This window comes from Seonamhaeicola marinus (assembly GCF_008085455.1).
The window spans coordinates 262,962-286,544 of the sequence record NZ_VSDQ01000163.1; the positions used below are offsets into that span (position 1 = coordinate 262,962).

Consider the following 23,583-nt stretch of genomic DNA (forward strand, 5'->3'; position numbering starts at 1 on the left):
ACTCCAAATTTACACCCGAATAACTACGTGTAAACTGACATTTATCATGTATTCTGAGTTTAACAAATTCTTTATCAGATATTTTTCATTATTGCAGTTTTATCAAAAAAAACCTATTTTAGATTAATCTTTATCAGTACCAAAGCACATATTTTAACACATTATTACCAAAGCGATAGTTGTTTATCCTATTTATTTTTATATTTTGGGCTTCACATTGAAAAAAAATGAAAGAGATTACAAGAATTTTTGATTTCCCTCCATACCAACTGGAGCGTTTTAACTTAGAGAAAGCATTCACTTCTAAATATGATGGTAAGTGGGTAAGTATTAGTACCAAAGAGTATATAGACCAATACAATAAAGTAAGTAGAGGCCTATTGAAATTAGGTGTAAAAGCAAACGATAAGATTGCCGTTATCTCTACCACAAATAGAACAGAGTGGAATGTTTTAGATATGGGTGTTTTACAAATTGGCGCACAAAATGTACCTATCTACCCGACTATTTCTAAAGAGGAATATGAATATGTCTTATCGCATTCTGAAGCTACATACTGTTTTGTTTCAGACGAGACGATTTTAGAGAAACTTAACCAGATAAAAGATAAAACTAAACTTAAGGCTGTTTATACCTTTAATGAAATAGAAGGTGAAAAACATTGGAGTGAAGTTTTAGAATTGGGAGAAGCTGCCGACAATCAAAAAGAAGTTGAAGAAAGAAAAAATGCTGTTACTCCAGAAGATTTGGCCACTTTAATATACACTTCTGGAACTACAGGAACACCAAAAGGTGTTATGCTATCTCATAAAAATCTCGTATCAAATGTATTAGACAGTTCCTCTAGAGTACCAATGGAGCATGGTAAATCATCAGCTCTTAGCTTCTTACCAGTTTGTCATGTTTTTGAACGTATGATTCTTTACTTATACCAATATTGCGGTATTGAAATCTATTTTGCAGAAAGTATTGAAACCATAAGTGACAACTTAAAAGAAATTAAACCATACATAATGACTGCAGTTCCTAGACTTTATGAAAAAGTCTATGACAAAATTATTGCAAAAGGAACGGAATTAAGTGGTATTAAAAAAATGCTGTTCTTTTGGGCTGTAGATGTAGGACTAAAATATGAACCCTACGGGCAAAACGGATGGTGGTACGAATTTAAATTGAAAATTGCACGAAAACTAATTTTTAGTAAATGGAAAGCTGGATTAGGAGGTAACTTAGAAACTTTAGTTTCTGGTAGTGCAGCATTGCAGCCAAGGTTAATTAGAATATTCTCTGCTGCTGAAATGCCGATTTTAGAAGGCTATGGCCTAACCGAAACATCACCAGTTATATCCGTAAACTGTCCATTTAATATGGGAATTAGAATAGGTACAGTAGGTAGAATTATAGACAATGTTGAGGTTAAAATTGCTGAGGATGGAGAAATTCTGGTAAAAGGTAATAACGTTATGATGGGCTATTACAAAGATCCTGAGCGTACTGCCGAAGTGATGACAGACGGCTATTTTCACACAGGTGATATTGGCGAAATAGGCGACGACAATTTCTTAAAAATTACCGATCGTAAAAAGGACATGTTTAAAACCTCTGGTGGAAAGTATATAGTCCCTGCTCTTCTTGAAAACCAGTTTAAACAATCGCGTTTTATAGAGCAAATCATGGTTATTGGAGAAGGCGAAAAAATGCCGGCTGCATTAATTCAAATTAATAACGAGTTTGTAGAGGAATGGGCAAGAAGACATAACATCTTGTTTGAAAATATCAATGCTAACCCATTATTAATAGAACGTATTCAGGAAGAAATTGATGAAGCCAACAAAAACTTTGGTAAATGGGAACAAATAAAACGTTTCGAAATTACCCCAGATGTTTGGACTATAGATGACGGACATCTTACACCTACCATGAAAATGAAACGCAAGGTTATTAAAGAAAAGTATAAAAATCTTATTGATAAAATCTACCGAGAGTAAGGCGCATTTTCTTTTAAAATATAAATAAACACAAACAGTCTATTTTTTATGTAGGCTGTTTTTTACGTATGGACTACTTTTAAAAAAATATTATGCATGCATAATATTTTTTTCATATATTTGGTTTATAACTACTAACCAAATGAAGGATAAAACTATTGATTATGTACTGAGAACTACATGGCTTACGGTTCAAAAAATGTACAATGAAGAGGCTGCTAAGTTTGAAAGCACTATGGCTACCGGTTTTACTCTATTAAGTATAGATCCAGAAAAAGGTACTCCTTCAACTGCTTTAGGCCCAAAAATGGGTATGGAAGCAACCAGTCTCTCAAGAATTTTAAAAACGATGGAAAAAAAGGGATTAATAGAAAGACATCCCAATCCCAAAGATGGAAGAGGTGTACTAATTCACCTAACAGATTTTGGGCGTGAAAAAAGAGAATACTCTAAAGAAAAAGTAATAACGTTTAACAATAGTATTAGGGATAATGTATCTGACGAGAAGATGAACAATTTCTATGAAGTTGCAGAACTTATAGTCGACATGGTTTCTAATAAAAAAATTTACAAAAAAGGTAACTAGACTAAATAGTAATGAGTAAACGAACAATTAAAAAAGTTGCAGTCATTGGCTCTGGAATAATGGGTAGCGGTATTGCTTGCCATTTTGCCAATATTGGCGTAGAAGTTTTGCTCCTAGACATCGTTCCTAGAGCACTTAATGATGCCGAAAAATCTAAGGGTTTAACTTTAGATGACAAATTGGTGAGAAACAGGTTGGTTAATGATGCTTTAAAAAAAGCACTAAAATCTAAGCCCTCTCCTATTTATCATCAAAAATTTGCCAGTAGAATTACTACAGGAAATTTAGAAGATGACATATCTAAAGTAAAAGATGTAGACTGGATTATTGAAGTTGTTGTTGAACGCTTAGACATAAAAAAGCAAGTTTTCGAAAACTTAGAAAAACACAGAACACCAGGTACACTCATTACTTCTAATACCTCTGGAATTCCTATTAAGTTTATGAGCGAAGGCAGAAGCGATGATTTCCAAACACATTTTTGTGGTACCCATTTCTTCAACCCAGCAAGATATTTAAAACTTTTTGAAATTATTCCAGGTCCTAAAACCTCTTCGGCGGTTCTAGACTTCTTAAACAATTACGGAGAACAATATTTAGGAAAAACTTCTGTAATCGCTAAAGACACACCTGCTTTTATTGGAAACAGAATAGGTATTTTTGGCATACAGTCTTTATTCCATCAGGTAAAAGCATTGGGCTTAACCATTGAAGAAGTAGATAAATTAACTGGTCCTGTAATTGGACGGCCTAAGTCTGCCACATTCAGAACAGTTGATGTGGTTGGATTAGACACTCTAGTTCATGTTGCAAACGGTATCTACAACAATTGTCCTGATGATGAAGCGCATGAACTTTTTAAACTTCCTGATTTTATCAACACAATGATGGAGAACAAATGGTTAGGAAGTAAAACTGGGCAAGGGTTTTATAAAAAAGTAAAAGGAGAAAGTGGTAAGAGTGAAATTCTATCTTTAGACTTAGACACGCTTGAGTATAGTTCTAAGAAAAAAGCAAAATTTTCAACTTTAGAACTTACGAAAACGATTGAGAAAGTCATTGATAGGTTCAAAGTATTAGTTTCTGGAAAAGATAAAGCCGGAGAATTCTACAGAAAGAACTTCGCCGCAATGTTTGCCTATGTTTCAAATAGAGTTCCCGAAATCACAGATGAACTTTTTAAAATAGATGATGCAATGAAAGCCGGATTTGGATGGGAACATGGCCCATTCCAAATTTGGGATGCCATAGGTGTAGACAAAGGCCTTGAAATTATGAAAGCCGAAGGCTTAGAACCTGCGTCATGGGTAAATGACATGGTAAATGCAGGAAATACATCCTTCTACACTGTTCAAAACGGAGCAACTTATTATTACGATATTACGTCTAAATCTCAAGTTAAAAAACCGGGTCAAGACGCCTTCATCATATTAGATAACATCAGAAAAAGCAACGAAGTTTTCAAAAACTCTGGTGTTGTTATTGAAGACCTAGGTGATGGTATTTTGAACTGCGAATTCCAGTCTAAGATGAACACAATTGGTGGCGATGTCTTAGCAGGATTAAACAAAGCAATAGATTTAGCTGAAAAAGACTATAGTGGATTAGTAATTGGAAACCAAGGCGCTAACTTCTCTGTTGGTGCCAATATTGGTATGATATTCATGATGGCTGTAGAACAAGAGTATGACGAACTTAATGGTGCAATAAAGTATTTTCAAGATACGATGATGCGCATGCGTTACTCTTCAATCCCTACTGTTTCTGCTCCTCATGGTATGTCATTGGGTGGAGCGTGCGAATTATCAATGCACGCTGACAAAGTTGTGGCTGCGGCCGAAACTTACATAGGTTTAGTTGAATTTGGGGTTGGCGTCATTCCAGGTGGCGCCGGTTCCAAAGAAATGGCACTTAGAGCTTCAGATTCATTTAGTAAAGGCGATGTAGAACTTAATGTGTTACAGGAATACTTCCTAACCATTGGTATGGCAAAAGTAGCGACTTCTGCCTATGAAGCTTTTGATATGGGAGTGCTTCAAAAAGGAAAAGATATTGTTGTTGTTAACAAGGATAGACAGATTGCAACGGCTAAAGCACATGCTAAATTAATGGCAGACGCTGGTTACACACAACCTATTAAACGTAAAGATGTAAAAGTACTTGGTAAACAAGCGCTTGGTATGTTTCTAGTGGGAACAGACGCTATGGAAGCTTCAAAGTACATTAGTGAACATGATCAAAAAATTGCCAATAAATTGGCATATGTAATGGCTGGAGGTGATTTATCTGAACCTACTCTAGTTTCAGAACAGTACCTCCTAGATTTAGAGAGAGAAGCATTCTTAAGTTTATGTACCGAACGTAAAACTTTAGAACGTATTCAGCACATGTTAAAAACTGGCAAACCATTACGTAATTAGATAATTATACCAATTATCTAGTTTTCAAAAAATTAAAATTATGAAAACAGCATATATAGTTAAAGGATATAGAACCGCCGTAGGCAAATCTAAAAAAGGTGGTTTCAGATTTAAAAGAGCAGATGAGTTAGCTGCTGAAACCATCAAATATATGATGGGGCATTTACCTGAATTCGATACCAAAAGAATCGATGATGTTATCGTTGGTAACGCTATGCCAGAAGGCTCCCAAGGTTTAAATATGGCGCGCATCATTTCTCTTATTGGTTTAGATACTGTGGATGTGCCTGGAGTTACCGTGAACCGATTTTGTTCTTCGGGTTTAGAAACCATAGGTATGGCAGTTGCAAAAATTCAATCTGGAATGGCAGAATGCATTATAGCGGGCGGTACGGAAAGTATGAGTTCTGTGCCTATGACAGGATTTAAACCAGAATTGAATTACGACATTGTAAATTCAGGTCATGAGGATTATTATTGGGGAATGGGTAACACAGCCGAAGCTGTAGCCCAAGAGTTCAATGTGTCTAGAGAAGACCAAGATGAGTTTGCCTATAACTCTCATATGAAAGCCTTAAAAGCTTTAGACGAGGATCGTTTTCAAGACCAAATTGCACCTATTGAAGTAGATGAGACTTACGTAGATTCTAAAGGTAAAAAAGCAACGCGAACGTATACAGTTAACAAAGATGAAGGTCCTAGAAGAGGAACCAGTAAAGAAGCATTAGCAAAATTACGTCCAGTATTTGCCGCCAATGGTTCGGTTACCGCAGGGAACTCTTCACAAACAAGTGATGGCGCTGCTTTTGTAATGGTAATGAGCGAGGCCATGGTAAAAGAATTAAAACTAGAGCCAATAGCCAGATTAGTAAGCTATGCTGCGGCTGGGGTTCCTCCTAGAATAATGGGTATTGGTCCAGTTGCTGCTATTCCAAAAGCATTAAAACAGGCTGGTTTACAACAGAACGATATTAATTTAATTGAATTAAACGAGGCATTTGCATCTCAATCTTTAGCAGTTATCAGAGAATTAAACCTAAACCCTGATATCATAAATGTAAATGGTGGTGCTATTGCATTAGGACATCCTCTTGGATGTACTGGAGCTAAATTGTCAGTTCAATTATTTGATGAAATGCGCAAACGAAACATGACAAACAAGTATGGTATGGTAACCATGTGTGTTGGTACAGGACAAGGTGCTGCTGGTATTTTTGAATTTCTTTCTTAAAACCAACCCCTCCAACCTCCCGAAGGGGAGGCTATACTAAAACTAAAAGAGACACTATTATTTGAGTTTTTTTTTAAAACTATTTAACACAGAATAAAATTATTAATGTTTAACTAAAAAAATACCCAATTACTTTTCTCCCTTTTTGGGAGGAGTTAGAGGGGGCGTATAAAATGGAAGAAAAAGACATATTAAGAGGTGGCCAGTTTCTAGTTAAAGAAAGTAGCTGCGAAGATATTTTTACACCAGAAGATTTTAATGAAGATCAACTTATGATGAAAGAAGCCGTTTCTGAATTTGTTGACCGAGAAATTTGGGCTAAAAAACCACAGTTTGAACAAAAAGACTATGCTTTAACTGAATCTTGCATGAGACAGGCTGGAGAACTAGGTTTTTTAAGTGTTTCTGTACCTGCCGAATACGGCGGAATGGGAATGGGTTTTGTAGACACCATGTTGGTTTGTGATTATATTTCTGGAGCAACTGGTTCGTTTAGTACTGCCTTTGGAGCCCACACCGGTATTGGTACCATGCCAATTACACTTTACGGTTCTGAGGAGCAAAAACAAAAATATGTCCCAAAGTTAGCTAGTGGCGAATGGTTTGGTTCTTACTGCTTAACAGAGCCAAGTGCGGGTAGTGATGCCAACTCTGGTAAAACAAAAGCCGTTCTTTCTGAAGATGGAAAAACTTATAAAATTACAGGGCAAAAAATGTGGATTTCCAACGCTGGCTTCTGTAATTTAATGATTGTTTTTGCAAGAATTGAAGACGACAAGTACATTACCGGGTTCATTGTGGAATATGATCCAGAAAATCCGAATGGTATTACCATGGGAGAAGAAGAACATAAATTAGGTATTCGAGCGTCTTCAACGCGGCAGGTGTTCTTTAACGAAACTGTAGTTCCTGTTGAAAACATGCTATCTACAAGAGGAAATGGGTTTAAAATTGCTATGAACGCCTTAAATGTAGGTAGGATAAAATTAGCCGTTGCTTGTTTAGATGCCCAACGAAGAACAATTTCTGAATCTATTAAATACGCTAATGAGCGAATTCAGTTTAAAACACCAATTTCTAGTTTTGGAGCTATACGTCAAAAAATTGCTGAAATGGCAACTAATTGTTGGGTAGGTGAAGCCGGTTGCTACCGTGCAGCAAAAAACATTCAAGATCGTATTGAATTAAGACAACAAAATGGAAAGGATACGCACCAAGAAGCTGAATTAAAAGGTGTTGAAGAATATGCCATTGAATGTTCTATTCTTAAAGTAGCCGTTTCTGAGTTTGTTCAAAGATGTACCGATGAAGGTATTCAAATTTTTGGTGGTATGGGATTCTCTGAAGAAACACCAATGGAATCTGCTTGGAGAGATGCAAGAATTGCAAGGATTTATGAGGGTACCAATGAAATTAACCGTATGTTAAGCATTGGTATGCTTATCAAAAAAGCTATGAAAGGTCATGTTGATGTTTTAACGCCAGCAATGGCCGTTAAAGATGAACTTATGGGCATTCCTTCTTTTGATACTCCCGATTTTTCTGAGTTATTTTCAGAAGAAAAAAGTATTATTAAAAACCTTAAAAAGCTGTTTTTAATGGTTGCTGGTGCCGCGTTAGAAAAGTATGGCGAAAAAATAGAAGAGCAACAACAATTAATGCTGGCCTCTTCAGATATTTTAATTCAAATCTATTTAGCTGAATCGGCAATTTTACGCGCAGAAAAAATGGCTAAGAAAGATGGAGAAGATAATGCTAAAGAGCAAATAGCAATGGCAAAACTAAACTTATTCCATGCCATAGATGTAATTGAAACAGCTGGTAAACATTCTATTATTTCATTCTCTTCGGGAGATGAACAACGTATGATGCTTATGGGCTTAAAACGTTACATTAAATATGTTAATATGCCTAATATTATAGAATTAAGAAACATCATTGCAAATAAAGTAACTCAAGAAAACAAATATTGCTTTTAATTAAGTAAGTGACTAATTCAAATCCTTAACGCTTCAAATTAACTTTTGAAGCGTTTTTTATTTTCAGTATTTTTAAGCTAAAATTTACAATATGAAATACATAACCACATTAACCCTCCTATTTGCAATAAGTATTTCCTTTAGTCAACAAAACAGTAAGATATACGATATAATAGAATCAATTTCGGCCGAAAGAATTCAAAAAGACATTCAAACCCTTGTTAATTTTGGTACACGAAATACCTTTAGTGACACCCTCTCAGACACCCGAGGCATTGGAGCCGCAAGGCGCTGGATTAAGAAAGAATTTGAAAATATTTCTAAAGATTGCAAGAACTGTTTAGACGTATTTTACCAGAAAGATCTTGTAAAAAAAGAAGGTAACCGAAGAGTGCCACATGATGCTTGGGTGGTTAATGTCGTTGCGGTTCAACGCGGTACCAAATACCCAAATAGATATGTAATAATGAGTGGTGATATAGATTCTAGAGCTAGTAATACCATGGACTTCACTACAGACGCCCCGGGAGCAAATGACAACGCATCTGGGATGGCAGGAACTATAGAAGCCGCCAGAGTATTAAGTAAATACACCTTTGAAAGCAGCATTGTTTATGTTGGGCTCTCAGGAGAAGAACAAGGCTTATTTGGTGGTGCAGGTTTGGCAAAATACGCCAAAGACAACAATTGGGATATCATTGGCATACTAAACAATGATATGATTGGAAATATTAAAGGTGTTGATGGTGTTATTGACAATAGGACATTTAGAATATTCTCAGAACCAGTACCTCCAACCGAAACCGAACGCCAGAGAAAAATGCGTAGGTATTATGGTGGTGAAGTTGATGGTATTTCACGTCAGTTAGCACGGTACATCCATAAAACCACAACAACATATATGCCCGAAATGAATCCTATGATGGTTTATAGATTAGATAGGTTTGGCAGAGGCGGGCACCATCGTCCATTTAACGACTTAGGATATGCAGGAATACGTATTATGGAAGCCCATGAAAACTATACCCAACAGCATCAAGACATTAGAGAAGCAAATGGTATTAAGTATGGTGATGTTATTGAGCACGTAAACTTTGACTATGCAAAAAAACTAACGGCCGTAAACGCTATCAACCTAGCTAGTTTAGCTTGGGCGCCACCGGCTCCTAAAAACGTATTTATAGGCGGTATTGTGCAGCCTGCAGCAAAATTTCAATGGACCAATGTTGAAGACGTCGCTGGTTATAAAATTTATTGGAGAGATACCACCTCCCCTACTTGGGATTATAGCAGATACGTGGGCGATATTACAGAGTTTACTTTAAAAGGCATAGTTATTGACAATTACTTCTTTGGAATATCTTCGGTTGGGAAAAACGGATTTGAAAGTGTGGTTACTTTTCCAAATGATATTTTCGTAGAAAAAGATTAACATATACTTAAGAAGGCTTTTATTTAAATTTGAAGAAACTAACCATTATGTCATTTTTTCGTTCTGTAGTCATTATTTTTATCGTTTTCATTTCCGCATCTTCAAACGCGCAGTTACTTAAAGAAAAACACAATTTCACAAGGCAAGATACACTACGAGGCAGTATAACACCAGAACGAGAATGGTGGGATCTTACCTACTATCATTTGGATATTAAAGTTAATCCAGATGAAAAATTTATTGCTGGTAAAAACACCATTCAGTATAAAGTTTTAAAGCCTAATTCTAAAATGCAGATAGATTTGCAACCTCCAATGCAACTTACTAAGGCTATTCAGAATGGAAAAGCGCTTGAGATAACTCATGAAGGTAATGCCCACTTTATAACTTTAGAAGCGGTACAAGATGTAGATGCCATAAATACTATTGATGTGTATTACGAAGGTAATCCAAGAGAAGCTGTTAGAGCCCCTTGGGATGGTGGTGTTTCTTGGAAAAAGGATAGTAATGGTAATCATTTTATAGCTACTTCTTGTCAAGGTTTAGGCGCTAGTGTTTGGTGGCCCTGTAAAGACCATATGTATGATGAAGTAGACAGCATGCTTATAAGTGTTAATGTGCCAGATAAACTAACTAACGTTTCTAACGGAAGACTACGTTTAGTAGAACAGATTGGGGATACAAAAACCTTCCATTGGGTGGTTAAGAATCCCATAAACAACTATGGCGTAAATATTAATATTGCAGATTATGTAAATTTCTCTGAAGTCTACGATGGTATGGCTGGAAACTTAGACATGAATTATTACGTACTTAGAGATAACCTAGAGCAGGCTAAAGAGCATTTTAAAGATGCGCCCAAAATGATGAAAGCTTTTGAACATTGGTTTGGCCAGTACCCTTTTTACAGAGATGGTTATAAACTAGTTGAAGTACCATATTTAGGCATGGAGCATCAAAGTTCCGTGACTTACGGAAACAAATATAAAAAGGGCTATTTAGGAAGTGATTTGTCTGGTACTGGTTGGGGGCTGAAATTTGATTTTATCATCATACATGAATCCGGACATGAATGGTTTGCAAATAACATTACCAATAAAGACATAGCCGATATGTGGGTACACGAAAGTTTTACTGCGTATTCCGAAAGTCTATTTTTAGAATACTACTACGGCAAAAAAGCTGGTGCAGAATATGTTATTGGTACACGAAGAACGATCTTAAACGATAGACCTATGATTGGACATTATGATGTGAATCACGAAGGTTCTGGAGATATGTATTACAAAGGTGCAAATATGCTTCACACCTTACGTCAGTTAATTGAAGATGATGACAAATGGCGTAAAATACTAAGAGGATTAAATACGACCTTTTATCATCAAACAGTGAGTTCTAAACAAATTGAAGATTATTTAAGTGAGGAAACAGGAATTGATTTAACTGAATTTTTTAATCAGTATTTAAGAACAACTAAGGTGCCTACCTTAGAATATAAATTTGATGGTAATAACTTAAAATACCGTTGGACCAATATTATAGATGGTTTTGACATGCCTGTTCAAATCAAAGTAAATGATACAGAGCAATGGATATTTCCAAAGGCAGATTGGAATGCTTTAGAACACAATGCTACCATTGAAACGGTTGAATTGGATAAAGACTTCTATATTAAATCTAAAGCAATTTAAACTTGAAAGATTTACAAGAACTTTATTTTGAACGCGATACCGATTGGTACGATTGGTTATTGAAAAACCATGAGGTTGAAGAAGCTGTCTATCTTATCTTTTACAAATTAGAATTAAATATACCTACCATGCGATGGGAAGAAGCGGTTAAAGTAGCGTTATGCTTTGGATGGATAGATTCTACAGTAAAAAGCTTAGGTGATGGTAAACGCCGACAGTACTTTAGTAAACGTAACCCTAAAAGTACTTGGAGTGCGCTTAATAAACGTTATGTTGCCGAACTAGAGCAATCTGGACTAATTCATGAAGCTGGTTATAAAATGATTGAATTAGCAAAACAAACAGGAACTTGGACAGCGATGGATGATGTTGAAAATGGCGTTATACCAGAAGCTTTACAAAAGGCCTTTGACCAAAACCCTATAGCATTTGAAAACTACCAAAATTTCGCAAAAGGTTATAGAAAAGGCTATTTATCTTGGTTAAATAGTGCTAAACGAGAAGACACCAAACAAAAACGTATTTCTGAAATTATTAGACTCTGTGAGGCTAATGTTAAGAGTAGAGGCATATATTAATTGACAATTATAGGATTGGTATTGGATGAACTAAAATGCTCTTATGAAAGGTTTAGAAATTGCTTAACACCATTAAAGTTAAAAATTTAGACAAGATAAATGAAAAGTAAGATTTTCGAAGTTGGTTTACTGGACCAATATCATATCTATATTCCAGAAGACGTTTTTAGACCTTTTGTTGAAGCTAAACATAGTAGAGTCAAAATAAAAGCGTCACATCAAACAAAGTCAATTGAATTTTATGCCGCAGTAAAAAAAGATAAAAATACGGGTGACTATAAAATAATGTTTGGCAATAGATTGCAAAAATCTTTAGGGCTTTTCATGAATGATTATTTCTCTATGCAAATCTTTCAAGACACCTCAAAATACGGTGTTGATATGCCTGAAGAATTAGATGCTGTTTTTAAAAGTGACCTGGAAGCTTTTCAAATTTTTGAGAACCTAACCGCTGGAAAAAAACGCAGTATTATTTATGCTGTAGCCAGATATAAAACAAGCCAAACAAGAATTGATAAAGCTTTGATTGCCTGTGAAAATTTAAAAAAAGGAGAAACTAATCCTATGAAAATTTTTAAGCTTTAGAACATCAACTTTTTAATATTATCCATATACCCTCTACTAACTCTAACAACATCGCCATTTAGCATAGTAACATCATAACTTTTGGTATACTTATTAAGTTCTTTAACCTTATTCAAATTTATTATGGAAGATCTATGTACTCTAATAAATATATTGTTATTCAATTTTTCTTCCAATGTTGAAATGCCATAATTACTTAAATAACTATAGTCATTCACAATAATTTTAGAATAATCGCCATAAGCTTCAATTCTAACCACATCCTCTAAACTTAAGGTTACAAGTTTATTTTGGCTTTGTACTAGTATACGCTTAGGATATTGTGATTCCTCCAAAAGCAAACTTTCAGCTAATGGGCGCACCTTATTGTTTGAGTTGTTGTAAAGTTTTTCAATTGAAGTTTTAAACCGCTTCTTAGTATAAGGTTTTAATAAATAGTCTATTGCATGAACCTCAAATGCCTTTAAGGCATATTGGTCATAAGCCGTTGAAAAAATAATCTGAGGTAATTCTTCTAAATGGGTTAAGACATCAAAACCTGTCATTCCCGGCATTTGAATATCCAAAAAAACTAAATCTGGCTTAAATTCATTGATGAGTTTTACAGCATCTACACCATTATTGGCTTCACCAAGTAAAATAAGATCTTTGTAATTTTGAAGATATTCTTTTATTAACTGACGTCCCGAAGCCTCATCATCTACTATAATTACTTTTTTCATACGTTCATATTGAAAAATTAATTTTTAAACCTTGAGGTAAATTATCCGATAAGCTTAAGGTTGTCTGATACATTTTTTCTAACCTCAACTTAGTATTTGTTAAACCTATACCCTTTTCGAATGCGTCATTTTTATCTTTAATACCAACACCCGTATCTGCAACTTCAAATGCTAGCCGTCCGTTTTTCTTTTGAATAGATATTGTAATTTTTCCACCTTCAACTAAGGAAGACAGTCCATGTTTTATGGAGTTCTCTACAAGGGGCTGCAATAACATAGGCGGTATAACTTCATCCATAATTGATTCATCAACATTTACCTCAATGTCTAAACGCTCTTTAAAACGCTCTTTTTCCAAAGCTAAATATTTATTTACAAAGTCTATTTCTTCTCTAATGGTTACTTTTTCAGTCTGTGAAGCTTTTAATTGATATCTAAACAAATCCGATAATTCTGCAATTAAATGTCTTGTATGTTCATTTTCGGCAGGTACAGAAGCACTAATAGTATTAAAAATATTATACAAGAAATGAGGATTTAACTGGGCTTTTAAGGCGGATAATTCACTTTTTAATGCGGCATTTCTAAGCTCACTTTCCAAGCGCCTTTTCCTTTGATCTTCAAGGTAATAGTTATAAGCGTGAAAGATGCCAAATTGTAAGGTATAGAATAACGCAGGAATGTAGATATCCCATACTCTTGCTACGCCTCTTAAATGACCCCATTCAAACAAATCGCATACCACGTAATATAGCTGCTGCCAAACGACAACAAATGTGGGTAACAAAATAATATGTAGTAGTACCTTTTTGTAGGTTTTCCAATACTTTAATTTTTTAAACAAAAACCACCAAATAGGATAGGTTAAAATTGCTTTAAGAATATAGTCCACACCTACGGTATTCATAAACTCCATAAAATCAAAAATGGAAGATTCTCCTTTACTCCACCTACTGCTATTTATAGTTATTGCAGCATGGTATGCAAATGCCCAAAACAAATAAAATCCAATAAAAAAGATAAGTTCTATAATCTTGATTCCTAGGAAACGCTTTTTTAGAAAAGATTGACTTGATTCCATATTCTAAATTTTCAACAAATTTAAAGTTAGTATATTTTTTTGGCTTTGACTTTCCGACGAGTTGACCTATTTACAGCTAAATGGACATTCCAATTCGTCGATACATAGGTTCATCGGTCTGTAATGACGTGCACCACATACACTTAGTTTTCATCTTTGACAGACAAAATTCAATCAACATGAAAACTATTATTCAAATTATTGCAACACTTATCTGTTCTATTACTATGGCTCAATCTAATATTACAGGTAGCGTGGTAGATGAAAACCTTCAACCTATTCCTGGAGCCATTATTTCCATTTATAATTCAGATAAATCAAGTTTCATAAAGGCATCTTTAAGTGATGATGATGGCAATTTTTTTATTAAAAATATAGCCAAAGGCGATTATATATTAACTATAACAAGTTTAGGGTTTCAACCGTTCAATTCTAATGTTTTTAAACTTTCTAATGTTAAAGATTTTGGAGCTATTAAATTAATTCCTGCTTCGGAAGATTTAGAGGAAGTTGTGGTAACTGCCGAAAAACCAATGGTGCAAGTTATGGCTGATAAAACAGTTTTTAATATACAAAATACAATAAATGCTACTGGTGATTCTGGTTTCGAATTATTAAGAAAAGCACCTGGTGTAATTATTGACAATAGTGATAATGTCATTGTTGAAGGAAAAACTGGCGTACTAGTTTATATAGACGATAAACCATCTATTCTTAGAGGTGAAGATCTAACCAATTACTTAAAAAGTATACAGTCTAGTGATATCGAAGCCATAGAAATAATTACCCAACCATCATCCAAATACGATGCTGAAGGTAATGCAGGTATCATTAACATTAAGCTAAAACGTGATAAAAGTTTAGGGACTAATGGTACAATAGCCTCGGGCTTAACTTATGGAGAATTTGCCAGAATGAATAATTCTGCCTCCTTTAACAATAGAGGTAAAAAGACCAATTTTTATGGTACTTTTAGTAATAGGTTTGGAGAAAGCCTAAGCTTTATTAATCTTTTTAGGCAACAAAATAACACCACTTTTGACGCTAGAACTGAAACAATATTAGACAACTTAAATAATAATGCCAGGTTTGGTTTTGACTGGTACGCAAGTAAAAAATCTACTTTTGGTGTTATTGTCTCAGGTAATTTTTCAGATAATGCCTCTTATTCCGATTCCCGTACACCAATAACACCTATAGGAGACACAACCCCAAATCAAGTATTAATTGCTGAAAGTGACACCGAAAATAATGTATCTAACTTGTACGCTAACTTTAACTATAAACTTAAAGGAGCCAATAATACCGCTTTAAATATTGATGTAGATTTTGGAAAGTATGCTCGTGATAGAGAAAATTTACAACCTAATCAATATTTTGATGGTAGTGAATCACAAGTTTTAAGCGAAGTCATAAATTTTATGGTAACACCCATTGACATCAATCTATTTACCAGCAAAATTGATTACGAACAAGACTTATTTAAAGGAAAGTTAAGTATTGGTGGTAAATTTTCAAAAGTTGTAACAGACAATACGTTTGATTTTTATGATCGTGTAAATGGACAAGATATTTTAAATATGGAGCGTACCAATGATTTTCAATATGACGAAAACATAAATGCACTGTATTTTAATTATAGCTACAAGCTTAAAAAATGGAATCTACAGTTCGGGTTACGTATGGAAAACACAAAATCTGATGGCGTTTTAGTAAGCTTACAAGAAGATCAAAATAATCGTGTAAAACGAAGTTATACCGATTGGTTTCCTAGTGGAGGGATAACCTATCAATTAAATCAAAAAAACGCCTTTGCTTTAAATTATAGTAGACGTATTCAAAGACCAAATTATGCAAGTTTAAATCCGTTTGAATATAAAATTGATGAGTTATCATTTAGTAAGGGGAATCCTTTTTTACAACCTCAATATACCGACAATATTAAACTATCACATACCTTCAATTATCGTTTAACCACTTCAATAAGTTATAGTTTTATAAAAGACTATTTTGCAAAAATAACTGAAGCTGTTGGTCAAAATCAGAACTTCTTAACCACCAGAAATGTTGCTAACCAGAAGATTATTAATCTTGGCATAAGCTATCCAACTAGTTTTAACAAATGGTGGAGCATATATGTTAGTGCAAATGCGTACAGAAGTATTTTTGAAGCCACTAATCCAGACTTCCTTCCAATTTCGCAAAATACATTAAGTTTTTATGCTCAAAACACATTCAAATTACCAAAAGGATTTAGAGCCGAGGTATCTGGTTGGTATAGTTCTCCATCTATTTGGGGTGGTACTTATCAAACCAAAAGTTTAGGTTCACTCAATATAGCTTTTCAAAAGAAATTTATGAACGATAAAATTACTGCTAGATTAGGTTTTAATGATGTATTCTTCACCTCACCATGGCGTGGCGACACACAATTTGGAGATTTAATAATCAATGGAGATGGTGGTGGAGACAGCAGACAAATCCGTTTTAATCTTAGCTATAAATTAGGAAGTAATGACATTAAAAAAGCCCGAAAACGAAAAACAGGGTTAGAAGATGAGAAAAATAGAATTGGAGGTTAACGGTTATATAAACTATCATCAATCAATCAATCAACGAATAGTTAACGTTTACTATTAGAAACGAAAAAGGAAGCCAATTGGCTTCCTTTTTATTTTTTATATCCCACTAATAAAGCTCCCATAAGGGTCTTTAAACTGAGTACTTTCGGCAAAGCGTTGTTTACTCAATAACTTGTATTCTACCAGTGCCCATAGCACGAACTCTTTTACAAAGAAGCTATCTTCAGTTTTTAAATTTGGTAGATACTCACCTAACAAATCATCAAGTGGTGTAATACTGGCTAAAATAGTTTGGTATTCTTTATCTCTTAAATCATCTAACAATTCTACGCCATCTTCTTGATTAAAAAACCATGATACTATTTGGTCATAAGGCGTTTCTTGGTTTTGTCTTTGTAACTTTTCAATTTTCGGAAAAGACTCAACAAATAAATTCTTCACTGCTTCTCCAATTAAATTCATAGCAACAAAGGCAGCGCCTTCTTGTTCGCCTTCATACACCAATTCTACCTTACCTGTAATGGCGGGAATAACGCCTATAAAATCACTTAAACGTAAAAAGGTTTTATCTTCACCAGAAATTAAAGCCCTTCGTTCGGCGGTACTTAACAAATTTTCAAAGGCCGTAATACTTAAACGTGCACTTACGCCCGATTTAGCATCAATATAGTCACTATCTCGAGCTTCAAAAACAATTTGTTCCAATAAGTCTTTCGCCAATTCTGGCACATAAACACTTTGTTTTTGACCTTCAACTAAATTAGATTCTTGTTCAGTTATTAATCTAGCAGTTTTAATATCCTCAGGATAATGCGTTAAAATTTGAGAGCCAATTCTATCCTTTAAAGGTGTTACAATACTTCCTCTGTTCGTGTAATCTTCTGGATTGGCAGTAAAGATAAATTGCATGTCTAAAGGCAATCGTAACTTAAACCCTCTAATTTGGATATCGCCTTCCTGTAAAATATTGAAAAGCGCCACTTGAATTCTAGCTTGTAAATCCGGCAATTCATTAATTACAAAAATGCAACGATTAGCCCTAGGAATCATACCGTAATGAATTACACGATCATCGGCGTAACTCAATTTTAAATTAGCTGCTTTAATTGGATCTACGTCTCCAATAATATCGGCAACGGTTACATCGGGTGTTGCTAATTTTTCCGCAAAACGATCGCTTCTATGCAACCAAGAAATTGGTGTATCATCTCCTTTTTCTTTAATCAATTCCGTGGCATACCTGGAAATTGGTTGCAAAGGATCATCATTAATTTCGGAGCCTTCAACTACAGGAATGTATTCATCTAAAAGATTCAACATTAAACGTGCTAAACGCGTTTTTGCTTGTCCGCGTAACCCGAGTAAATTAATATTATGCCGCGATAATATGGCTCGTTCTAAATCTGGAATTACGGTATTTTCATAACCATGAACGCCTTCAAATGTCGTCTCTTTATTTTTTATTTTAAGTATTAGATTATCTCTTAATTCGTCTTTTATTGACTTAGGTTGATATCCTATTTTTTTTAAGTCTCCTAAAGTTTTTATATCTCTCATACCTGTTTAGCTTTTAGCTATTTTTTATCCTTTAATCCTCTTTTTTCTATTAGTTTCGTAATCTTCAAAAATCATTTCTCCTAGTCCCTTTATTCCTGTATAAAAGGCCTTTCCTTGGTTAGCATAAGTGAACTCTCTAACAAATCGCATAAGATATTCATCTCTAGCTATCATAAAAGTTGTAATCGGAATATGCAGTTTTCTGGCTTGTTGTGCCATCATATAGCATTTGTTTACGATATGCTCATCTAAGCCCATACTGTTTTTATAATACTGTCCGTCGGGTAAACGCAAACAACTGGGTTTACCATCGGTTATCATAAAAATTTGCTTATTCGTGTTTCGCTTTCGTCTCAATAAATCCATAGCCAATTCTAATCCAGCAACAGTATTGGTATGGTAGGGTCCCACTTTTAAATATGGTAAATCTTTAATCTCAATGCGCCATGCGTCGTTTCCAAAAACCAAAATATCTAAAGTGTCTTTAGGATATCTTGTAGTAATGAGTTCTGCAAGCGCCATAGCTACCTTTTTTGCTGGAGTAATTCTATCTTCACCATACAAAATCATGCTATGGCTAATATCTATCATAAGCACCGTACTCATTTGCGATTTATGAAGTGTTTCTTCAACTACCAAATCGTTTTCTGATAAGGTAAAATCTGAAATACCATGATTAATCTGTGCATTCCTTAAACTTTCGGTCAAGGATACTTTATCTAAAGAATCTCCAAATTGATAACCTCTAAAGTCTCCGGTATGCTCATCGCCTAAACCTGGTGATTTACTTTTATGATTACCTTGTCCGCTACGTTTTATTTTTCCGAATATTTGATCTAGGGCTTGTTGGCGAATAGCACGTTCTGTCTTAGCTGTTATTGCTAAAGAGGGTTCTCCATTAGGGTCAATTTCTTCTCTTAAATACCCTTTCTTTTTAAGATCTTCAATAAAGTCATCAATGGTATACTCTGGCGTAGTAAGCTTATATTCTTTATCTAGTTCTCTTAACCAGTCTATGGCCTCATCAAAATCTCCAGAAGTATGCGTAATTAATTCCTTGAATATCTCAAATAGTTTATCAAAGGGAGATTGATAAGGTGCTTCGTATTTTTTAAACACAAAGCCTTTTCTAAATGTGTTTGTGGACTTCATAGCATTATAAAAATACTACAATTTCATGGAACATTTAGTGTGACACTATTGGATTTAGCTTTAGTTTAACAACCAATTATAAAAAGTTTCTATTCCACTCTTTTAAGAGCTTCTATATTTTGGATTTTAATATGCTTCCCTACCGTTGAAATTAGGCCTTCTCTTTTAAACTGGGATAATACTCTTATTGCAGATTCTGTTGCGGTACCTACTATGTTAGCAAAGTCTTCTCTAGACAATAAGACACTTAAGGTTCCATCTGGGTTTACACCAAAACTATCATGAATGTAAATTAAAGTTTCTGCTAAACGCTGCTTAACAGATTTCTGTGCCATATTAACGATAACATCATCTGCTTCTTTAAGGTCTTTAGCCATATTCCTAAGGACATCAAATGTAAACTCCGGATTCTTATGAAGGTCTTTTAAAATCTCACTTCTTGGTATAAAACAAACCTCCATATCATTAAGAGCCGTTGCTTTTAGATTAGAACGTTCACTACTCACCACAGATCGTTGACCAAGTAAATCGCCTTTTACAACCATTTTTACAATTTGATCTTTTCCGTTTTCACTCAACTTTGTGAGTTTACAGATACCATCTCTTACACAGTAAACACCATTTAGAACATCACCTTCTTCAAAAATGACTTCACCTTTTTTTATAACTCTTGATGTTTTGCACCCAGAAATTCTAATCAATTCACTTTTAGTAAGTGATTTAAGAGAGTTAAACTGCTTTATTATACATTGCTCACATTTGCCCATAATATTCGATTTTAATAAAACTACCTGAAAGTTTTAATGCAGTACTAAAAATGGAATGTCTGTATAGTACTTAATTTTTGACAACTTCGGATCAAATAAAATCTTCTCAAAATAGCTTAAGTTTTTGGCCAACATCGTAATTAGATTAATCTTGCGTTTTTCTACAAAATCTTGCACCTGATTTTCAATTTGGTTGTTTGCTAAAAAGTGAAAACTATGTTTATTTGTTCCTAAATAATCACCTAATAATTCTTTATTTCTTTGCTGATCTTCATTGAGATCTGTTTCTTTATTTTTTATATGTAATACCCTGGCAGAGGCCTTATTAGCTTCTATTATATTTGTTATGGCCTCTAGTGTTTTGGGTGAGTAAACCGAAAGAAAATCTGTAGGGAAGGCAATTTCTTTAAGAGAAGAATATTTGGCATTTTCTGGAACCACAACAGTAGCACACCTCACTTTTGTAATAACATTTGCAGCATTACTTCCTATTGGTGTATTCTTTAGCCCAGAACTTCCTCTGGTGCCCATTACAATAAAATTGATTTGATTTTTATCTACCCTATTGCGTACAGAATTCACTAAATAACCACTATCTATTAAACTAAAAAATTTATGCTTAGGGTTCTTAGGAAATTGCTCATCTATTTTGGCTAAGAGAGATTTTATTTTCTGTTCACATGCTTTCCTATCATCTTCAGATTCATTAGAAGAGCAAACGTGCAGAATATAGAAGTTACAGGTTGAATTTTCAAAAAAATTAACCGCGTACTCTACTGCATTCCACGCATTTCCTGAGAAATCTGTTGGTATTAAAATGTTCTCCATTCTCACATATATTGCTCTACATGCAAAAATAGATGTATAACTACAACCTAAATATGACCAATATCAGAATTTGAATTTATGAAGAGGTATTATTCTACTTTTTTTAGTTGTTGCAGATCTAAAACCTTAATATTTCGCCCTTCAATTTCAATAATACCTAAATCTTTAAAACGAGAAAGCGTTCTTATTAAACTCTCGGTAGCTACGCCAGCAACGCCTGCTAAATCATTTCTTGAAATTCTAATAAACTCTTCTGGTTTTTTCCCCAATTTATCTACGAATTTTAAAATGGTAGTGGCTGTTCGCTTTCTAACCGAACTATAAGCCATTTCTAGCAACTGATCCTTAACACCAACTAAATCTTCATTTAATAGTTGAATAAGGTCTAATGTAATGTTATGATTGCTTTTAATGATTTCCATAAATTCATTTTTGGCAATCCCCAATAAAACAACATCTTGTATTGCAGCTGCTGTTTCTTTGTAAGTAGTATTTTCGGTAAATGACGTATATCCGAACAAATCATCTTCTTTATGTAGCGCGGTTGTAAGGTCTTTACCTTGATCATCAAATTTATGGCACTTAACTAGCCCCTTTGCTATTAGATAGATATAATTTGAATGTTGTCCTTCTTCATAAATTGTTGCACCTTTTTTAAAATTAAAGGTCTTACCATTATCATCGAAAAAATTCTTTAAATCATTAAGGTTTCTTATGCCCTGTTCATCCTCTGTTTCATAAGATTTCTTTTCTCTAATATCTTGCAGAATAGAAGTTTTTGCTAACCTACTCTCTATAGCGCTTATAAGCTCTTCTTCTTCAAAAGGTTTAGTGATATAATCATCTGCCCCTAAATCCATTCCCTTGCGCACATCTTTACGTTCAGTTTTTGCAGAAAGAAAGATAAACGGAATGTACTTTGTGCTTTCATTTTTAGAAAGCCCCTCTAAAACACCATAACCATCAAGCTCTGGCATCATAATGTCGCACACTATGATATCAGGTAGTATTTCAAGAGCTGTTTGTAAACCTACTTTTCCATTTGGAGCAGTTGTTACTTCGTAATTAGACAACTCCAATAGTTCGGAGGTATTTTCTCTTAAAATTACATCGTCTTCAATTAAAAGTATTCTTTTCATGAATTGGCTTTATTTGGTAGTTTTATTGTAAATGTACTGCCTTTATTCTCTTCGCTTACAAAGCTAACATTACCGCCCAAGTTATTCAAATGACTCTTAACAATATTAAGCCCTATTCCTGTCCCTTGAGATAATAATGCGTTTTCAGCTCTAAAATAACGATTAAATATTTGCTTTTGATCTGCCGCGGGAATACCTATACCACTATCTTTAACTTCAAACCTAGTATAGCTTTCACCTTGTTCTATTTTAATATCTATATTAGAGTTTTCTGGTGAATATTTAATGGCATTATGCACCAAATTACTCAAAGCTAATTCAACTATTTTCTCATCTTGAAACAAAGACAATTCATCTATATTCTTAGGGTAATTTATATTTTGCCCTTCTTTTAAAAGCATATTCGCATTATAAATAACCTCATCTACAACTTTGGTTAGTCTAAACGAACTGTATTTGTAATTTATTTTACCTGTTTCTAATTTTTCAATAGAAAGAAAATCGTTCAGTATGTTATTTAGATAATGCACTTTATCTGATATCGTTTTAATGTGCTTATCTCGCCTTTCTTGTTGCTCAGATAGTTTGTATTTGCCCAATAACATGGCTGAAGTTAAAATACCACTCAAAGGTGTTTTAAACTCATGGGACACTAAAGACAAAAACTTTGTTTTTAACTCATTAAGCTCTTTTTCCTTTTTAAGCGCATTACTAATTTTATTTTGGGCTTCCTTAAGCTCGTCTACAGTAGCACTTAATTGTTCAGTTCTTTCGGCTACTTTTTTCTCAAGTTCATTATTCAGCTCATGGAGTTCTTCTTCTTGTTTTTTACGTATTGAAATATCAATAACCAACGCCATTATATATGTTTCGCCATCTACTTTTAACGGATTTAAACCAACTTCAACAGGAAACGTTTTTCCATTTTTATGAGCGCCAAATAAATCTCTTCCCCTACCCATTTGCCGTTTTTCCTGATGTTTCATATACCCGCTAAAATGGGCTCCATGATTTGGATGATACTTTTTAGGAATCAATATTTCCAAATGTTCGTTAAGCAATTCATCTTTAGTATAACCAAACATGCTCTCAACAGATTTGTTAATAGATATTATTTGTTGATTTTTATTTACGACCAAAACACCTTCTGAAACAGCTTCAAAAAGAGTATCAAACACACCTTTACCGCTCTGAAACATTATTAAATTTAGTAGTTAAAAAGGTTAAAAACCAGTAATAAAAGGGGTTACAAAAATGTATCTGCT

The 23,583-nt window shown here is 34.2% G+C and carries 18 protein-coding genes; 10 read left to right on the forward strand and 8 right to left on the reverse strand.

Annotated features, from left to right (window positions below; genetic code table 11):
* Positions 1 to 227 precede the first annotated feature (227 nt).
* The 9 genes from FUA24_RS02330 to FUA24_RS02370 all read left to right on the forward strand — a co-directional run bounded on the left by FUA24_RS02330 (position 228) and on the right by FUA24_RS02370 (position 12,490).
* Positions 228 to 1,988, forward strand: coding sequence for an AMP-dependent synthetase/ligase (locus tag FUA24_RS02330; RefSeq protein WP_148539896.1), 1,761 nt, complete (start codon positions 228 to 230; stop codon positions 1,986 to 1,988).
* A 142-nt stretch (positions 1,989 to 2,130) separates the two neighbouring features.
* The gene (locus FUA24_RS02335; protein ID WP_148539897.1) at positions 2,131 to 2,574 is read left to right on the forward strand and encodes a MarR family winged helix-turn-helix transcriptional regulator; all 444 of its coding nucleotides are present in this window, start codon (positions 2,131 to 2,133) and stop codon (positions 2,572 to 2,574) included.
* Positions 2,575 to 2,585: 11 nt separating this feature from the next.
* The gene (locus FUA24_RS02340; RefSeq protein ID WP_148539898.1) at positions 2,586 to 4,994 is read left to right on the forward strand and encodes a 3-hydroxyacyl-CoA dehydrogenase/enoyl-CoA hydratase family protein; all 2,409 of its coding nucleotides are present in this window, start codon (positions 2,586 to 2,588) and stop codon (positions 4,992 to 4,994) included.
* A gap of 40 nt (positions 4,995 to 5,034) precedes the next feature.
* Positions 5,035 to 6,225 carry an acetyl-CoA C-acyltransferase gene (locus FUA24_RS02345; protein WP_148539899.1) on the forward strand — a complete coding sequence of 397 codons (1,191 nt, stop codon included), beginning with the start codon at positions 5,035 to 5,037 and terminating at the stop codon, positions 6,223 to 6,225.
* Positions 6,226 to 6,398: 173 nt separating this feature from the next.
* On the forward strand, positions 6,399 to 8,204 hold the full coding sequence (locus FUA24_RS02350) for an acyl-CoA dehydrogenase family protein (RefSeq protein ID WP_148539900.1): 1,806 nt from the start codon (positions 6,399 to 6,401) through the stop codon (positions 8,202 to 8,204).
* Between the two features lie 91 nt (positions 8,205 to 8,295).
* Positions 8,296 to 9,636, forward strand: coding sequence for a M28 family peptidase (locus tag FUA24_RS02355; RefSeq protein WP_148539901.1), 1,341 nt, complete (start codon positions 8,296 to 8,298; stop codon positions 9,634 to 9,636).
* 47 nt (positions 9,637 to 9,683) lie between these two features.
* Positions 9,684 to 11,327: a M1 family metallopeptidase gene (locus tag FUA24_RS02360; protein ID WP_148539902.1), complete on the forward strand. Its 1,644-nt coding sequence runs from the start codon at positions 9,684 to 9,686 to the stop codon at positions 11,325 to 11,327.
* A gap of 2 nt (positions 11,328 to 11,329) precedes the next feature.
* The gene (locus FUA24_RS02365) at positions 11,330 to 11,905 is read left to right on the forward strand and encodes a YdeI/OmpD-associated family protein (protein ID WP_148539903.1); all 576 of its coding nucleotides are present in this window, start codon (positions 11,330 to 11,332) and stop codon (positions 11,903 to 11,905) included.
* Between the two features lie 99 nt (positions 11,906 to 12,004).
* Positions 12,005 to 12,490, forward strand: a complete 486-nt coding sequence (locus FUA24_RS02370) for a YdeI/OmpD-associated family protein (protein WP_148539904.1) — start codon at positions 12,005 to 12,007, stop codon at positions 12,488 to 12,490.
* Here the strand turns inward: FUA24_RS02370 and FUA24_RS02375 are convergent.
* The gene (locus FUA24_RS02375; protein WP_148539905.1) at positions 12,487 to 13,212 is read right to left on the reverse strand and encodes a LytR/AlgR family response regulator transcription factor; all 726 of its coding nucleotides are present in this window, start codon (positions 13,210 to 13,212) and stop codon (positions 12,487 to 12,489) included. The genes FUA24_RS02370 and FUA24_RS02375 overlap by 4 nt on opposite strands.
* 4 nt (positions 13,213 to 13,216) lie before the next feature.
* Entirely contained in the window at positions 13,217 to 14,293 is a 1,077-nt protein-coding gene (locus tag FUA24_RS02380; protein WP_148539906.1) for a sensor histidine kinase, read from the reverse strand.
* Positions 14,294 to 14,472: 179 nt separating this feature from the next.
* Between FUA24_RS02380 and FUA24_RS02385 the strand changes: the two genes are divergently transcribed.
* A complete protein-coding gene (locus FUA24_RS02385) occupies positions 14,473 to 16,875 on the forward strand; it encodes a TonB-dependent receptor domain-containing protein (RefSeq protein WP_148539907.1) in 2,403 nt (800 codons plus the stop codon).
* Between the two features lie 96 nt (positions 16,876 to 16,971).
* Here FUA24_RS02385 and FUA24_RS02390 read toward each other — a convergent pair whose 3' ends face one another.
* The 6 genes from FUA24_RS02390 to FUA24_RS02415 form a co-directional block, all read right to left on the reverse strand.
* Entirely contained in the window at positions 16,972 to 18,432 is a 1,461-nt protein-coding gene (locus tag FUA24_RS02390; protein ID WP_148539908.1) for a MoxR family ATPase, read from the reverse strand.
* A 24-nt stretch (positions 18,433 to 18,456) separates the two neighbouring features.
* Positions 18,457 to 19,584 (reverse strand): vWA domain-containing protein, encoded by a 1,128-nt coding sequence (locus FUA24_RS02395; RefSeq protein ID WP_148539909.1) that lies wholly within the window; start codon positions 19,582 to 19,584, stop codon positions 18,457 to 18,459.
* A gap of 89 nt (positions 19,585 to 19,673) precedes the next feature.
* A complete protein-coding gene (locus FUA24_RS02400) occupies positions 19,674 to 20,351 on the reverse strand; it encodes a Crp/Fnr family transcriptional regulator (protein WP_148539910.1) in 678 nt (225 codons plus the stop codon).
* 33 nt (positions 20,352 to 20,384) lie between these two features.
* Positions 20,385 to 21,179 carry a universal stress protein gene (locus FUA24_RS02405; protein WP_148539911.1) on the reverse strand — a complete coding sequence of 265 codons (795 nt, stop codon included), beginning with the start codon at positions 21,177 to 21,179 and terminating at the stop codon, positions 20,385 to 20,387.
* 89 nt (positions 21,180 to 21,268) lie between these two features.
* The gene (locus tag FUA24_RS02410; RefSeq protein WP_148539912.1) at positions 21,269 to 22,318 is read right to left on the reverse strand and encodes a response regulator; all 1,050 of its coding nucleotides are present in this window, start codon (positions 22,316 to 22,318) and stop codon (positions 21,269 to 21,271) included.
* Positions 22,315 to 23,517, reverse strand: coding sequence for a PAS domain-containing sensor histidine kinase (locus tag FUA24_RS02415; RefSeq protein ID WP_148539913.1), 1,203 nt, complete (start codon positions 23,515 to 23,517; stop codon positions 22,315 to 22,317). Before FUA24_RS02415 ends, FUA24_RS02410 begins: the two co-directional genes overlap by 4 nt.
* Positions 23,518 to 23,583 lie beyond the last annotated feature (66 nt).